The organism is Piscicoccus intestinalis NBRC 104926, assembly GCF_001515525.1.
Classification (GTDB): Bacteria; Actinomycetota; Actinomycetes; order Actinomycetales; family Dermatophilaceae; genus Kineosphaera; species Kineosphaera intestinalis.
On the sequence record NZ_BCNQ01000022.1, the window covers coordinates 1 to 14,765 of the forward strand.

Here is a 14,765-nt window from a genome sequence, read left to right on the forward strand (position 1 = left end):
CGGCGGCCCCAGCTCCCGCGGCCCCAGCTCCCCCGGCCCCGGCCATCCCGACCCGGGGCCCCGCGGCGGGCCCGGCCGCGGAGCGTCTGCGCGAGCGTGGTCATGACGCCGCCGTCGCGGGCGAGGGTGACTCGTCGTAGTGCCGCAGGAACAGCTCCTCCAGCGTGGGCGGGGAGCTGACCAGCGAACGAACCCCGAGGGCGGCGAGCGCCCCGAGTGCCGCGGTCAGCGCGGCGTCGTCAACCTGGCAGGTGAGCCGGCCGCCGTCCACGTGCGCGTCGTGCACCCCGGGCACACCGGTGAGGGCGGCCAGCGCCGCCGCAGGGGGGTCGTCGCGCAACTGCGCGACGAGCTGGGTGCGGGTCAGGTGCCGCAGCTGCGCGAGCGTTCCGCTCTCCACGAGCCGTCCGGCGCGGATGATGCTCACGTGGTCGCACAGGGCCTCGACCTCGGACAGGATGTGGCTGCTGAGCAGCACCGTGCGCCCCCGCCGGCGTTCGTCGCGCAGGCAGTCGGTGAACACGCGCTCCATGAGCGGGTCCAGGCCGCTGGTCGGCTCGTCGAGCAGCAGCAGGTCGGCGTCGCCGGCGAGCGCGGCGACGAGCGCGACCTTCTGCCGGTTGCCCTTGGAGTAGGCGCGGCCCTTCTTCGTCGGGTCCAGGTCGAACCGCTCGATGAGCTCGTCCCGGCGAGCGGTGTCGAGGTGGCCGCGGGCGTGCCCGAGCAGGTCGATGGCCTCCCCGCCGGTGAGGTTCGGCCACAGCGAGACGTCGCCGGGCACGTACGCCAGCCGTCGGTGCAGCCGCGGAGCGTCCGCCCACGGGTCGCCGCCGAGCAGACGGGCCCGGCCCGACTCCGGGCGCAGCAGCCCCAGCAGCACGCGGATCGTCGTCGACTTGCCGGCGCCGTTGGGCCCGAGAAACCCGTGGATCTGGCCGGTGGGCACGGTCATCGTCAACTCGTCGAGGGCCGTCACGCGGCCGAATCGCTTGGTCACCGCCTCCAGGTCGACGGCGGGAGCCGGGCCGGTGGTCTCGGTCATGAGGTGCCCCCTGAGTTGTCGGATCGGTTGTCGGATGGGTGGTCGGACTGGTTGTCGCGCAGATACTGCCGCCGGGCCTCCTGGGCGAGGGGACCGACGAACAGCGCGGACGTGTACAGGTCGATGGCCTCGCTGACGTAGCGGTCGAGCGCCGGCTGATCGAGCACGCTCGCCGCGCCGAGGTGGCGACCGAGCTGGGCGTCGAAGATCAACAGCCCCAGGGCGATCGCCGTCTGAACGGCCGCGCGGGCCGCCGGGTCGGCGCTGGGCCGCACGCTGCCCGCCTCCACTCCCGCGGCGAACACGGCCGACGTCGTGTCGACCATCTGGTCGAACAGCCCGTCGGCGGCCGGCCCGCCCTCGGCGAGCACCCGCACGAGATAGGCGTACATCGGCCGGACCTGCGGGTTGCGGGCCAGGTACGCCGACATCCCCGGCAGCGACCCGGAGGTCAGCGCCGCCGACTTCTCCGCCTGCACGAACGTCAGCAGGTGCTCGTCGCACGCGGCCCGCAACCCGTCCTTGCTCCCGAAGTGGTGCACGACGAGCGCGGCCGAGACGCCCGCCCGGTCGGCGATGCTGCGCAGGCTCGACCGGGCGTAGCCGTGCTCGGCGAACTGCGCGATCGCGGCGTCGCGGATCCGCGCCCGCGCGGTCAGGTCGGCTGAACGCATGTTCACTAGTCTAAACACGTGTTCAGTCGACGGTCCAACTGTCAGCGCGGATCCACCGGGTTCACAAGAACTCGTAAAGCTTTGATGCAGGCGTGGTCCAGGGGGAGTGTTCATACTTGCCATGCGGGACACACCGGCGTCCGGCGGGTGCTTCGAGCCATTCGTTCCGAGTCCGACCAGAGTTCGACCATGTGGAGGCGTGCGTGAGTTCTCCGAGCGGGAATGTGTCCGGCGGGCGGTCGCCCAAGCCCTCCGTGAAGGAGAGGCTGCGGAGCATCGACTTCAAGACCGTCTGGCGCACCCCGAAGGGGATCCTGGGGATTCTCGGGATTCTCGTCCTGCTCGGACTGCTGACGATCGCGATCCTGTTCGCGGTCGTGCGCGTTCCGGACCCCAACGAGCAGGCCCAGGCGCAGACCTCGATCATCTACTTCAGCGACGGCCAGACCGAGATGCACCGGTTCTCGGAGGTCAACCGGGAGTCGGTGCCGCTGTCCGACGTGCCGCAGCACGTGCAGGACGCGATGCTCGCCGCCGAGGACCGCAACTTCTACGACAACCCCGGGTTCTCGCTGAGCGGCATCAGCCGCGCGGTGTGGGCGGCGGTCAGCGGCGGCCCGACCCAGGGTGGCTCGACGATCACGCAGCAATACGTGAAAAACTACTTCCTCACCCAGGACCAGACGATCGGTCGCAAGGTGCGCGAACTGATCATCTCGATCAAGGTCGAGCAGCAGCAGTCCAAGCAGGAGATTCTGCAGAACTACCTCAACACGATCTATTTCGGTCGCGGCGCCTCCGGCATCCAGGCGGCCTCGCGGGCCTACTTCAACAAGACCGTCGACCAGCTCTCGGTGGGTGAGGGGGCGCTGCTGGCGTCTGTCATCCGGGCGCCGTCGCTGTACGACCCGGCGGAGGGGCCGGACGCCGAGAAGAACGCGCGTGAGCGCGTCGACTACGTGCTCGACGGCATGGTCGGGCAGGGCTGGCTCACCGCGGCGCAGCGGGCGGGGGTCACGTTCCCGCAGGTCGTCGAGTCGCGCACCCGCTCCGGGGCCTCCGGACCCAATGGCTACATCGTGCAGCAGGTGCAGAACGAGCTGTCCAGCAAGATCGGCCTGTCGGAGGCCGAGATCGACCGCGGCGGCCTGCGCATCACGACGACGATCTCGCGCGATGCCCAGACGGACGCCATCACGGCCGTGCAGGAGAACCGCCCCAGCGGCGGACGGGCCGACGACGTGCGGGTCGGTCTCGTGTCGATCCGACCCGGAGACGGTGCGATCCTCGCCATGTACGGCGGCCGCGACTTCAGCACCGAGCCGTACAACGCCGCCACCCAGGCCCAGCTGCAAGGCGGTTCGACGTTCAAGGCGTTCACCCTCGTCGCGGCCCTCGAGAAGGGCATCAGCACCCGCACCCCCTTCGACGCCTCGAGCCCGCGGTACTTCCGGGAGTTCCGCAGCGAGCAGAACCCCACCGGCAAGGTGACGAACTTCGGCGACACCAGCTACGGCACGATCACGCTGCGCGACGCCACCGCCAAGTCGGCGAACACCGCCTACGCCGACCTCAACACCGAGGTCGGGGCCGCCGCGACCCGCGACGTCGCGGTGCGGATGGGTCTGCCCGCGAACACCGCGGGACTGTCGGACAACTACGCGAACGTCTTCGGCACCGCCTCCCCGCGGGTCATCGACATGGCCAACGCGTACGCCACGCTGGCCTCCGGCGGTAAGCGGGCCGAGCCCTATCTCGTCAGCGCGGTCACCTCGGTCGACGACTCGGTGCCGGCCTGGGCGGTCACCCCGCAGGTCAGCGACGCGATCAGCGCCGACGTGGCGGCCGATGCCGTCGACGCGATGACCCGGGTGGTGCGCGAGGGAACCGCCACGGGCGCCCGGGAGCTCGGCCGGCCGGCGGCGGGCAAGACCGGCACCACCACCGAGAACCGCGCGGTCTGGTTCGACGGATTCACCCCGCAGGCCGCCACGGCCGTCGCGCTCTACCTGCCGGACGAGCAGGGCAACGCCCAGCCGCTGCAGGGCATCGGCGGCCGCGCGGAGCTGACCGGCGGGTCGTACCCGGTGCAGATCTGGACGGGCTTCATGCGCCGTTACCTGCAGGGCACGCCGGTCGCGTCGTTCCCGGATCGGGTCGGCATCGGCGACTCGCAGGTGCGCTGGGTGCCGCCCGTGCAGACGCCCTCGCCGCGACGCACGTCGTCCTCGCCGACCTCCGAATCCTCCGACGAGGAGAGTTCGGACGAGAGCTCGGACGAGAGCTCCGACGAGAACTCCGACGAGAGCTCGGATGAGAACTCCGACGAGAGCTCGAGCGAGGAGTCGGGTCGCAGCTCGGACTCCGGCGACGGCGACTCGGAGAACTCGACCTCCGACCGGGAGCGCGAGTCCGCCGGGGACGACAACGGCCCTGCCCCCGCGGACGAGGAGTAGCGACGCCCCGTCCGGCGGCGCCGGCCCGTGACCGGCGTGGCCATCTCGAATCCGTTGGGGCCCGCGCGAATCCGTCCGAGCGTCGGAGCCGGTTCGGGCGCTGCGGCACGGGTGCCCGGCCGCGTCGGCGCCCCGCGCCCGCTTAGGCTTACCTCATGCCCGCCAGTAGACCCCGCGGCCCGGTGGACCCGTCGCGCGCGGGCGTCCCCTCCGCCGACGAGCCGCTCGTCGCCGCCGCCTCCGAGGTGCTCGGTGGGCCCCTGGGGCGGCACGCCCGCCTGGAGCGCACCCGCTGGGGTGGCACCGGCCCGCGCCGGCGGTTGCTCGTGCTCCCGGCACGCCCGATCGCGGCGGTGCTCGCGATCGTCGCGGCCGTCTTCGTCGGGCTCGGCGCGGTGCAGAAGAGTTACTGCTTCACCCATGGCTGGGGCGGCTCGGAGGTGTTCTGGCGGGCCTGCTACTCCGACCTGCCCCGCATGTACGTGACCTCGGGTCTCGTCACCGGCTCGATGCCCTACGGCGACGCCGGCACCGCCGTCAACCAGCCCGCCGGCACGGGGCTGGTGCTGTGGGCGATGGCCCAGGTGGTGCCGAGCGGACCGCGGGAGGCCACCTGGTTCGTCGCGGCCTGGACGGTGCTGGCCGTCGTGCTCGCCGTGGTGCTCGTCACCGCGACGACCCTCACGCTGCGTCGTGACCCGTGGCGGGCCGCGCAGGTCGCGGCGTGCCCGCTGCTCATCACGACAGTGCTCGTCGCGCCCGACCTGCTGGGGGTCGCCCTCGTGGCGGTCGGCCTGCTGCTGTGGGCGCGCGAAAAGCCCGTGTGGGCCGGTCTGGCCCTCGGGGCCGCGGCCTCCGCCCGCTCGTACGCCGCGCTCGTCGTCATCGTGCTCGTGTTCATCGCCGCCCGCGCCGGGGTGCCGCGGGTGGCGGCGCGCACGGCCGCGGTGGCCGCGGCGACCTGGGCGGGAGTGCTGCTGCTCGTCGGTCTCGTCGCCGGAGGCGGGGTGCTCGCCCCTTACCAGTCGTGGCTCGGGGCCGGGGCCGAGTACGGCGCACCGGTCTACCTGGGCAATCTCATGGGCTACGACATGCCGCTCGGAATGCTGACCGCCCTCGCCATCGCCGGGTGGGTCGTCGCGCTCATCGCCGGGGCCGTCTTGACGTTCGTGCCGGCGCACCGGCCGAAGGTGGCCGAGGTGCTCGTCCTCGTTCTCGTGGTCGTGCTGCTCACCTCGAAGACGATCCCGGTGCAGGCCACACTCGCGCTGGCGCCGCTGGCGGCGCTCGCCGGGCTCCGGTGGCGCGACGTGATCGGCTGGTGGGTGGCCGAACTGCTGTACTTCGTGGCGGTCTGGCTCTACCTCGGCGGGCAGGACGAGCCGACCCGGGCCCTGCCGCAGGAGTGGTACGCCTTCTTCCTCGTGCTGCGCTGCGCCGCGCTGGTCTACCTCGCCTACCGGGTGACGGTGACCGCGCTGCGCCGGCCCGCCGCGGTGCCCCCCGACCAGCCGCTGCCGGAGGGGTTCGGTCTCCTCGACGATCCCGACACCCTCGACGACCTCGGCGCGCCCGGCGAGCCGACCGACGAGGCCGCGATCGCCGCCCGGCGCGACCCCGACGACGCCGCGGGACCGGCGGCCGGTCGGGACGACGCCCTCGTCGTCACCTTCGGGTGAGCGCAGCCCGCTGCCACGTCCTCACCGCGTGACGCGGATCCGTCCACAGGCGCGCGACCGGCTCCGGCTCGACGCGCGTTATCCACAGCGGATTCGGCGACTGCCGTGCGCGGCGGTTACTCTGGACCACGTCCCATCGACGGCCCGGTCCTCCGGGCGCATCGCGCGGGCCGCGTCCTCCTCCGCAGGAGCCGGGTGGCCGCGGCGATGTCACGAGATGCGGGCCAAACCCACGGTGTACGCCGCTGGGTGCCGCCCGCCCTCGCGTCGTCGAGACCAACGCAGCAAGACCCTTCTGTCACGGCCCACAGCCGTGACCGCTACAGACCAGAGGAGGTGGGTTAAGCAGCATGCGTCAGTACGAGATCATGATCATCGTCGACCCCGAGGTGGACGACCGCCAGGTGGCGACCACTCTCGAGCGGTTCCTCGCTGTCATCACCAACGACAAGGGCACCATCGACAACATCGACGTCTGGGGCCGTCGTCGTCTCGCCTACGAGATCAAGAAGCGTTCCGAGGGCGTCTACGTCGTCGTCAACTTCACCGCGGAGCCGGCCACGGCCAAGGAGCTGGACCGTCAGCTCGGGCTGTCCGAGCAGATTCTTCGCACGAAGCTGATCCGGCCCGAGGCCGCCTGACCCGCACGTCACCCCCGTCCCCTCCAGCCTGCAGAGAGGCAGTCATCCCATGGCCGGCGAAACCCAGATCACCGTGATCGGCAACCTCACGGCCGACCCCGAGTTGCGCTTCACCCCCTCGGGTGCGGCGGTCGCGAACTTCACCGTGGCGTCCACGCCCCGACAGTTCGACCGACAGAGCAACGAGTGGAAGGACGGCGAGACGCTGTTCATGCGCTGCTCGGTGTGGCGGGAGGCGGCCGAGAACGTCGCCGAGTCGCTGCAGCGGGGCGCACGAGTCATCGTCTCCGGACGCCTCGTCTCCCGCTCGTGGGAAGACAAGGAGACCGGCCAGAAGCGCTCCGTCATGGAGATGCAGGTCGACGAGGTCGGCCCGTCGCTGCGCTACGCCACCGCCAAGGTCAACAAGACCCAGCGCGGCGGCGGAGGCGGTGGCTTCGGCGGCGGCCAGGGCGGCCAGGGTGGCTACGGCGGAGGCGGTCAGGGCGGCTACGGCCAGTCCCGGCCCGACTCCGACCCGTGGGCCACCGGCGGCCAGGGCGGCCAGGGCAATCAGGGCGGCAACTCCGGCCCGGGCGGCGGTTCGGGCTCCGGCGGGTGGGGCAACGCCCCATCCTACGACGAGCCCCCGTTCTGATCCGGCACCCGTGACGTCGTCGGCGCCCGCCCGCCGCGGGCGCCCGACATCCCCGGCGCGGTTCGCCCGCGTCACCACGCGGTTCGCCGCGTTCATCCAGCAAGACCCATCCCGGGGCCGGAAGCCCCGGGCTCTCACCAGGAAGGGAGAGCACCACGATGGCCAAGCCCGTTGTGCGTAAGCCCAAGAAGAAGGCGAACCCGCTCAAGGTCGCCAAGATCGAGAACATCGACTACAAGGACACCGCGCTGCTGCGCAAGTTCATCTCCGACCGCGGCAAGATCCGCGCCCGCCGCGTCACCGGCGTCTCCGTGCAGGAGCAGCGCCTCATCGCCAAGGCCGTGAAGAACGCCCGCGAGATGGCGCTGCTGCCGTACAGCAGCTCGGCTCGCTGAGCCGGGCGCCGCAAGGAGGAACGATGAAGCTCATTCTCACCAACGAGGTGTCCGGTCTCGGCTCCGCCGGTGACGTCGTCGAGGTCAAGGACGGCTACGGCCGCAACTTCCTGCTGCCGCGGGGCCTAGCGACGCCGTGGTCCAAGGGCGGCCAGAAGCAGGTCGAGGATCTGCAGAAGGGCCGCGCGGCCCGCGAGCTGAAGAGCCTCGACGAGGCCAAGGGCGTCAAGGGGCAGCTCGAGGCGCAGCCGCTGCGCATCAGCGCCCACGCCGCCTCCGGCGGGCGCCTGTTCGGCGCGGTGACCCAGTCCGACGTCGCGGTCGCGGCGAGCGAGCGGGGCATCACGATCGACAAGCGCCGCGTCGAGTTCCCCTCGCCGATCAAGGCGGTCGGGGAGCACAGCGCCACCGTCGCCCTGCACCCCGAGGTCAAGGCGACCGTGCAGCTGCAGGTCGTCGCCGGCTGACGAACCACGCGCCGGCTCCGCCGGCGGTCACGCGCGCAGGCCCGCATCCCGCACCGGGGTGCGGGCCTGCGCCGTGCGGGTCGCCCCCGCGAAGGCCGCTCGCGCGCCTCGCCCGCTCGCGCGCCTCGCCCGCCCGCGCGCCTGGCCGGCTCGCTGTCTGGCCGTCTCGTTGCTTTGCCCTCGCGCCGTTCGGCCGGCCCGCGGACTTGCCGTCTGGCCGGCTGGCCGTCTCGCGGCCCGGCTGCCTTGCCATCGTGGACGACCTCGGAGAGGCTGTGTGCCCGTGACTGATCCGTTGGCGCCCGCGCCGCCCCCGACCGCCGTCGCCGAGGAACGCAGCGCGTTGCGCGCGGTCGCGATCTTCCCGATGCTCGTGCTCGCCGCCGGGGTGATCGGCTACTTCTTCGCCGAGCCGCTCTCGGGGCTGGCCGGGTTCATCAACCCGATGCTGGGGCTCATCATGTTCGGAATGGGCCTGACCCTGCGGCTGCCGGACTTCACGCTCGTCATCACCCGGCCGCTGCCGGTGCTGCTCGGCGTGCTCGCGCAGTACGCGGTCATGCCGCTGGCCGGTCTCGCTGTCGCGACGGCGCTGAACCTGCCCGACGAGCTGACGGTCGGCGTCGTGCTCGTCGGGTGTGTGCCCGGCGGCACCGCCAGCAACGTCGTCGCCTACCTCGCCCGTGCCGACGTGGCGCTGTCGGTGACGATGACCTCGATCTCCACCCTGCTGGCACCGATCGTCACCCCGCTGCTCACACTTTGGCTGGTCGGCGCCCGCCTGCCGGTCGACGCCGCCGGCATGGCGGTGAGCATGGTGCAGATCGTGCTCGTGCCGGTGATCCTCGGCCTGCTCGTGCGGGCCTTCCTGCCGCGCGCCGTCGCCGCCCTGCTGCCCGTGCTGCCGTGGTTCTCGGTCGCGGCGATCTCGATCGTCGTCGCGATCGTCGTGTCGCTGTCCGCCGAGCGGCTCATCGGCGCCGGCCTCATCGTCCTCGCCGCCGTCGTGCTGCACAACGGGTTGGGTCTGCTCCTGGGCTACCTCGCGGCCCGCCTCACCGGGCAGCCCGAGCGGGTCGCGCGCACCGTGGCGATCGAGGTCGGCATGCAGAACTCCGGCCTGGCCTCCGGGCTGGCCGCGACGTTCTTCACCCCGACCGCGGCCCTGCCCGGCGCGGTGTTCTCCGTCTGGCACAACCTGTCCGGGGCGCTGCTGGCCGCCTACTTCCGCAGCCGCGACGCCCGCCGACCGGGCCCCACCGACTCCGCGACGTGACCGCCAGCCCGGGGACTTTGTAAAGACATTTGGTTGACAGGTCGAACGCCCTAGCGGTTGAATGGATCGCGAAGCCACCCCAACTGCCTCATCGCGGAGGAACCATGACCGTCACCGCCAGCCGCACCGAAAAGCCGCTGAACACGATGACCGAGACGACGGGCACCGTCCTGTGGAACGACTCGGCCGACCCGGCCGAGTTGAAGCAGTCCATCGAGTTCGGCGCCGTCGGTGCGACCTGCAACCCGGTGATCGCGCTGGCCTGCATCAAGGCCGACCTGCCGCGCTGGACCGCCCGCATCAAGGAGCTCGCCGCCGAGTTCCCCACCGCCGGTGAGTCCGAGATCGGCTGGAAGGTCGTCGAGGAAGTCTCCATCGACGCGGCCAAGCTGCTCGAGCCCGCCTTCGAGAAGTACCACGGCGTCAACGGGCGGCTCTCGATGCAGACCGACCCGCGCTTCCACCGCGACGCCGAGGCCCTCGCCGACCAGGCCGAGTACTTCAGCGGCCTCGCGGAGAACATCATCGTCAAGGTGCCGGCCACGCAGGTCGGCATCAAGGCCATCGAAGAGGCCGCCTACCGCGGCGTCACGATGAACGTCACCGTCTCCTTCACCGTGCCGCAGGCCGTCGAGGCCGGCGAGGCGATCGAGCGCGGCCTCAAGCGCCGCGAGGCCGAGGGCAAGCCGGTGGAGAACTCCGGTCACGTCGTCACGATCATGTGTGGCCGCCTCGACGACTGGATGAAGGAGTGCTACAAGCGCGAGGGTCACGTGTTCGACCCGGGCTACCTGGAGTGGGCCGGCGTCGCGGCCTTCAAGAAGGCGTACGGCATCTTCAAGGAGCGCGGCCTGCGCTCTCGCCTGCTGTCGGCCGCCTACCGCAACGGTCTGCAGTGGACCGAGTTCGTCGGCGGCGACGTGGTGCTCTCCCCGCCGTTCGCGTGGCAGCAGAAGTTCCAGGCCAGCGGCGTCGACCCGACCCCGCGCATGGACATCCCGGTCGACCAGACGATCATCGACACCCTGTACGAGAAGATCCCCGACTTCCGTAAGGCCTACGACGTCGACGGCATGACGCCCGCGCAGTTCGACGACTTCGGCGCCACCCGCAAGACGCTGCGGCAGTTCCTGCAGGCGGACGCGGACCTCGACGCCCTGGTGCGCGACATCCTCGTTCCCGCGCCCTGAGCCGGCGTACCGATCTCATCTCTACCGCGGCAACTTCAAGGAGATATGACGATGACGTCATCCGGTAGTCGGACCGTCCGGCTCACCGTGGCCCAGGCCCTCGTGCGCTTCCTCGCGGCCCAGTACAGCGAGCGCGACGGCGTCGAACGGCGCCTCGTGCCCGGCATCTTCGGCATCTTCGGCCACGGCAACGTGGCCGGTGTCGGGCAGGCCCTGCTGCAGGCCCAGGTGCAGGCCGAGGAGTCGGGCGGCGGAGACAGCGTGACCGCCCGCCCGGTCACCGACCCCGCGTCGGGCGAACTGCCCTACTACATGGCCCGCAACGAGCAGGGCGCCGTCAACGCGGCGGCCGCCTTCGCCAAGACGACCAACCGGCTCCAGGCGCTCGCGGTCACGGCCTCCATCGGTCCCGGGTCGACGAACATGATCACCGGCGCGGCGCTGGCGACGACCAACCGGCTGCCGGTGCTGCTGCTGCCGAGCGACATCTTCGCGACCCGCTACCCCGACCCGGTGCTGCAGCAGCTGGAGGACCCGCGCACCCTGGACATCAGCGTCAACGACGCGTTCAAGCCGGTCTCGCGCTACTGGGACCGCATCAACCGCCCCGAGCAGCTCGTGCCGAGTGCGCTCGCGGCGATGCGGGTGCTCGCCGACCCGGCCGAGACCGGCGCCGTGACGATCTGCCTCCCGCAGGACGTGCAGGCCGAGGCGTTCGACTGGCCGGAGGAGTTCTTCCGCAAGCGGGTGTGGCACGTCGCGCGACCCGTGCCGGAGCCCGCGGCGCTCGACCGAGCCCTGGCGGTCATCGCGTCGGCCAAGAAGCCGCTGGTCGTCGCGGGTGGCGGCGTCATCTACTCCGGCGCGAGCGAGGCGTTGCGCGAGTTCGCGACTGCGACCGGCATTCCGGTCGCCGACACCCAGGCCGGCAAGGGCGCGATCAACTGGGACCACCGCTGCGCCGTCGGCGGCGTTGGTTCCACGGGAAACAGTGCCGCGAACACGCTGGCGCGCGAGGCCGACGTCGTCATCGGGATCGGCACCCGCTACAGCGACTTCACGACCGCGAGCCACACGATCTTCGCCAACCCGGACGTGCGGTTCGTCAACGTCAACGTGGTGCCGTTCGATGCCGCCAAGCACTCGGCGACGATGCTCGTGGCCGACGCCGGGGAGGCGCTGAGCGCCCTGCAGGCCGGGCTCGACGGCTTCCGCGTCGAGGAGTCCTACGCGCAACGCGCCGTCGACCTCGACGCCGAATGGCAGAAGGTCGTCGACGAGTGCTACCACCGCGACCAGACCCCCCTGCCCGCGCAGACCGAGGTGTTCGGCGCCCTCAACGAACTCATGGGCGAGGACGACGTGGTCATCAACGCCGCCGGCTCCATGCCGGGTGACCTGCAGTGCCTGTGGCGGGCGAGCACCCCGGAGCAGTACCACCTGGAGTACGCCTACTCCTGCATGGGTTACGAGATCCCGGCGGCCATGGGCGTGCGGATGGCCAAGGGCGAGCAGGGGCAGGTCGTCGCGATCGTCGGAGACGGCACGTACCAGATGCTGCCGATGGAGATCGCCACGATCGTCGCCGAGCGGCTCAAGGTGATCTTCGTGCTGCTGCAGAACCACGGCTTCGCCTCGATCGGGGCGCTGAGCGAGTCGCGCGGCAGCCAGCGGTTCGGCACCAAGTACCGGATGCGCAACGAGCAGACCGGCCGCCTCGACGGCGAGAACATCCCGTTCGACCTCGCCGCGAACGCCGCGAGCTGGGGCGCCCAGGTGCTGACCTGCCACGGCATGGACGAGTTCCGCGAGAACTACCGCAGGGCCGAAGGGATGGACGGCCCGGTCGTGCTCTACATCGAGACCGACCTGTACGGCCCCAACCCGCCCGGCAGCGCGTGGTGGGACGTGCCCGTCTCCCAGGTCAGCGAGCTGGAGAGCACGCAACTGGCGAGTAAGGAGTACGAGGAGGAGAAGGCCGCCCAGCGGCACTACCTCTGAGGTTCCACGCCGCAGACGGAGCCGGTCGCGCCTGGGTGCGCGACCGGCTCCGCGCGTTCGCGTGACCTAAGCTCGCCTGCGGCCGCAACACGGGCGGGAGCCGCAGAAGGGAGGATGACATGGGTGTGGACGCGCTCGGTTACGTCGCGCTGGCCCTCGCGGCCGTGCTCATCGGCTTCTCCAAGACCGCGATCGGTGGGGCAGCGACGGTCTCCATCGTGTTGTTCGCCTCGGTGCTGCCGACGCGGGAGTCGACGGGTGTCATGCTCGTGCTGCTCATGGTCGGCGACGCGACCGCCGTGTGGACGTACCGGCGGCACGGCGACTGGGCGCTGATCCGCCGGCTCATGCTGCCGGTGCTCGTCGGCGTCGTCGTCGGCGCGGTCTTCCTCGGTTTCGCGCCGGTGGCGCTGCTCAAGCCCGTCATCGGCGGCATCGTCGTGGCCATGTCGCTGCTGCAGGCCTGGCGCATGTGGCTGGCCGGCCGCGACGCCCGTCGCCTTCGCGAGGCGACCGGGTCGAGGGAGCCGGCCGCGCCAGTGGCGCAGCCCAGCGGCGCCCGGTCCGCGCTCGCGTCGGCGCTGGGCTCGGCGGGCTTCGGCTGGTTGGCCGGTTTCACGACGATGGTCGCCAACGCCGGTGGGCCGGTGATGACGCTCTACCTGCTGCGGCGTGATCTCGAGGTGACGAGGTTCGTCGGCACCCTCGCGTGGTTCTTCGCGGCCGTGAACCTCACGAAGCTCCCGTTCAGCATCGGCCTGGGGCTCGTGCGCCCGCAGCGGCTGCTGCTGTGCCTGGCCCTCGTGCCGGCCGTGCTGCTCGGCGCCGTGCTCGGCCGGTGGCTGATCTCCCGGATCTCCAAGGACGTCTTCGAGAAGGTCGTGCTCGTCGTCGCCGGGCTCTCCGGAGCCTGGCTCATGGTGTCGTGACGCGTCAGTGCGTGACGCCCGGCGCCTGTGCGGCATCGATCGCGACGCCGGCGCTCGAGCTGCGCCGCCCGAGCCGCACCGCGACGCCGACGACCAGGGAGAGGGCGCCGATGGCGGCGATGGCCGGCCCGAGTCCGCCGAACGCGGCGCCGAGGGCGATGACGACGATCGGGCTGGCGAAGTTGCCGAGGAAGCTCGCGGAGGTCCACAGCCCGGTGCCGCGACCGCGCTGCTCGTAGGTCAGCGGCGTCAGCGCCCAGGTCAGCAGCGCGGGCAGCAGCAGTCCGTTGCCGAGCCCGGTGAGCACCGCGGACCCGATGACCAGCGGCAGCGCCTGCGAGAGGCCGAGGGCGACGAGCCCGATCCCGGAGAGCACGAACCCCAGCGGCACGGTGACCGCCGGTCCGCGCGGGGCGAGCCGGGTGAACGCGAACGCGCCGGTGGCCGTGCCGAGCGAGGCGATCGCGCTGACCATGCCGATCGTCGCCGGGTTCGACAGGCCGAGGCTGTCGAGCTTGTACGACAGTTGCACGATGAGCACGTAGAACACGAGGCCGCCGAGGAAGGTGACGAGCACCGGGGCGATGATCCGGCGCCACGGGATCGGCACGAGGTGGTCGGTCGACTCGACCTGGTGCGCCGGCTGCCACAGGAAGGCCGCGACGAGCACGGCGAGCACGAGCGCCACGGCGTACAGCACGAACGGCACCCGCCAGTGCTGGGCGCCGAGCGCCCCGCCGAGACCGAACAGCACGGTGGCCGCGATCGTCGTCGCCATCACCTGGTAGCCGAAGTAGCGCTCGCGCTGTCGGCCGTGGAAGTAGTCGGCGAGCATCGTCGTGCAGCACGTCATGATCGCGGCCTCGGCGAGGCCGACGATGACCCGACTGCCGACGATGAGCGGCAGGGTCGGCAGGTACAGCGGCGCCGTGCCCGCGATCGCGTAGACCACGAGCGAGCCGACGAGGAGCCGCTTGCGGCCGACGCGGTCGACGACGCGGCCGGCGATCAGGGCCGTGAGACCGACCATGAGCGCCGGAACGGTGACGACCATCGGCGTCAGCGCGGACACCCCGGGGTGTCGGCGAACGCCTGCTGGATCCGCGGCAGGTTGGGCGACATGAGCACGGCCGCGAGCACGGCCATGCACGCGCACGCCAGCAGAATCCCGCCCTGCAGGGCGCCGGCCGGCCGGCCGGTACGGGGATCGGTGGCCACCTGAGAGTCGAGATCGGGCTCGGTGGCAGGGGATGACGACATCGGCACTCCTCGCGCACGACTGGCCGGCGCGTGCGGAGACGATGCCGGAAACGAACGGTTTCGACGAAGTGTGAACGCACCGCACGTGTGGGCGGAAGAGACAGTCACCGATGCCAGC

At 71.5% G+C, this 14,765-nt stretch carries 14 protein-coding genes; 10 read left to right on the forward strand and 4 right to left on the reverse strand.

Going from position 1 to position 14,765, the window contains the following annotated elements:
- Positions 1-100: 100 nt before the first annotated feature.
- Positions 101-1,042, reverse strand: a complete 942-nt coding sequence (locus PINTE_RS05755; RefSeq protein ID WP_068427411.1) for an ABC transporter ATP-binding protein — start codon at positions 1,040-1,042, stop codon at positions 101-103.
- Positions 1,039-1,716, reverse strand: coding sequence for a TetR/AcrR family transcriptional regulator (locus PINTE_RS05760; RefSeq protein ID WP_169798465.1), 678 nt, complete (start codon positions 1,714-1,716; stop codon positions 1,039-1,041). The genes PINTE_RS05755 and PINTE_RS05760 overlap by 4 nt, the downstream gene beginning before the upstream one ends.
- A gap of 203 nt (positions 1,717-1,919) precedes the next feature.
- On the opposite strand from PINTE_RS05760, the gene PINTE_RS05765 reads away from it, so the two are divergent.
- The 10 genes from PINTE_RS05765 (at position 1,920) to PINTE_RS05810 (ending at position 13,387) form a co-directional block, all read left to right on the forward strand.
- Positions 1,920-4,172, forward strand: coding sequence for a transglycosylase domain-containing protein (locus tag PINTE_RS05765; protein WP_157087099.1), 2,253 nt, complete (start codon positions 1,920-1,922; stop codon positions 4,170-4,172).
- A gap of 155 nt (positions 4,173-4,327) precedes the next feature.
- Positions 4,328-5,851 (forward strand): glycosyltransferase 87 family protein, encoded by a 1,524-nt coding sequence (locus tag PINTE_RS05770; protein WP_157087100.1) that lies wholly within the window; start codon positions 4,328-4,330, stop codon positions 5,849-5,851.
- A 350-nt stretch (positions 5,852-6,201) separates the two neighbouring features.
- Positions 6,202-6,492, forward strand: a complete 291-nt coding sequence (rpsF, locus tag PINTE_RS05775; RefSeq protein ID WP_068427417.1) for a 30S ribosomal protein S6 — start codon at positions 6,202-6,204, stop codon at positions 6,490-6,492.
- 49 nt (positions 6,493-6,541) lie between these two features.
- Positions 6,542-7,129, forward strand: a complete 588-nt coding sequence (locus tag PINTE_RS05780; RefSeq protein WP_068427419.1) for a single-stranded DNA-binding protein — start codon at positions 6,542-6,544, stop codon at positions 7,127-7,129.
- A 158-nt stretch (positions 7,130-7,287) separates the two neighbouring features.
- A complete protein-coding gene (gene rpsR / locus PINTE_RS05785) occupies positions 7,288-7,524 on the forward strand; it encodes a 30S ribosomal protein S18 (protein WP_006503798.1) in 237 nt (78 codons plus the stop codon).
- A 23-nt stretch (positions 7,525-7,547) separates the two neighbouring features.
- Positions 7,548-7,991: a 50S ribosomal protein L9 gene (gene rplI, locus PINTE_RS05790; RefSeq protein WP_068427421.1), complete on the forward strand. Its 444-nt coding sequence runs from the start codon at positions 7,548-7,550 to the stop codon at positions 7,989-7,991.
- Between the two features lie 283 nt (positions 7,992-8,274).
- Positions 8,275-9,267, forward strand: coding sequence for a bile acid:sodium symporter family protein (locus PINTE_RS05795; RefSeq protein WP_068427425.1), 993 nt, complete (start codon positions 8,275-8,277; stop codon positions 9,265-9,267).
- A gap of 104 nt (positions 9,268-9,371) precedes the next feature.
- On the forward strand, positions 9,372-10,457 hold the full coding sequence (locus PINTE_RS05800) for a transaldolase family protein (RefSeq protein WP_068427426.1): 1,086 nt from the start codon (positions 9,372-9,374) through the stop codon (positions 10,455-10,457).
- Between the two features lie 51 nt (positions 10,458-10,508).
- The gene (iolD, locus tag PINTE_RS05805) at positions 10,509-12,458 is read left to right on the forward strand and encodes a 3D-(3,5/4)-trihydroxycyclohexane-1,2-dione acylhydrolase (decyclizing) (RefSeq protein ID WP_068427496.1); all 1,950 of its coding nucleotides are present in this window, start codon (positions 10,509-10,511) and stop codon (positions 12,456-12,458) included.
- A 119-nt stretch (positions 12,459-12,577) separates the two neighbouring features.
- Entirely contained in the window at positions 12,578-13,387 is an 810-nt protein-coding gene (locus PINTE_RS05810; RefSeq protein WP_068427428.1) for a sulfite exporter TauE/SafE family protein, read from the forward strand.
- A gap of 4 nt (positions 13,388-13,391) precedes the next feature.
- Here the strand turns inward: PINTE_RS05810 and PINTE_RS05815 are convergent, their stop codons facing one another.
- Positions 13,392-14,459 carry an MFS transporter gene (locus PINTE_RS05815; RefSeq protein ID WP_217996511.1) on the reverse strand — a complete coding sequence of 356 codons (1,068 nt, stop codon included), beginning with the start codon at positions 14,457-14,459 and terminating at the stop codon, positions 13,392-13,394.
- The gene (locus tag PINTE_RS23850) at positions 14,447-14,647 is read right to left on the reverse strand and encodes a hypothetical protein (RefSeq protein WP_217996512.1); all 201 of its coding nucleotides are present in this window, start codon (positions 14,645-14,647) and stop codon (positions 14,447-14,449) included. Before PINTE_RS23850 ends, PINTE_RS05815 begins: the two co-directional genes overlap by 13 nt.
- Positions 14,648-14,765: the final 118 nt, after the last annotated feature.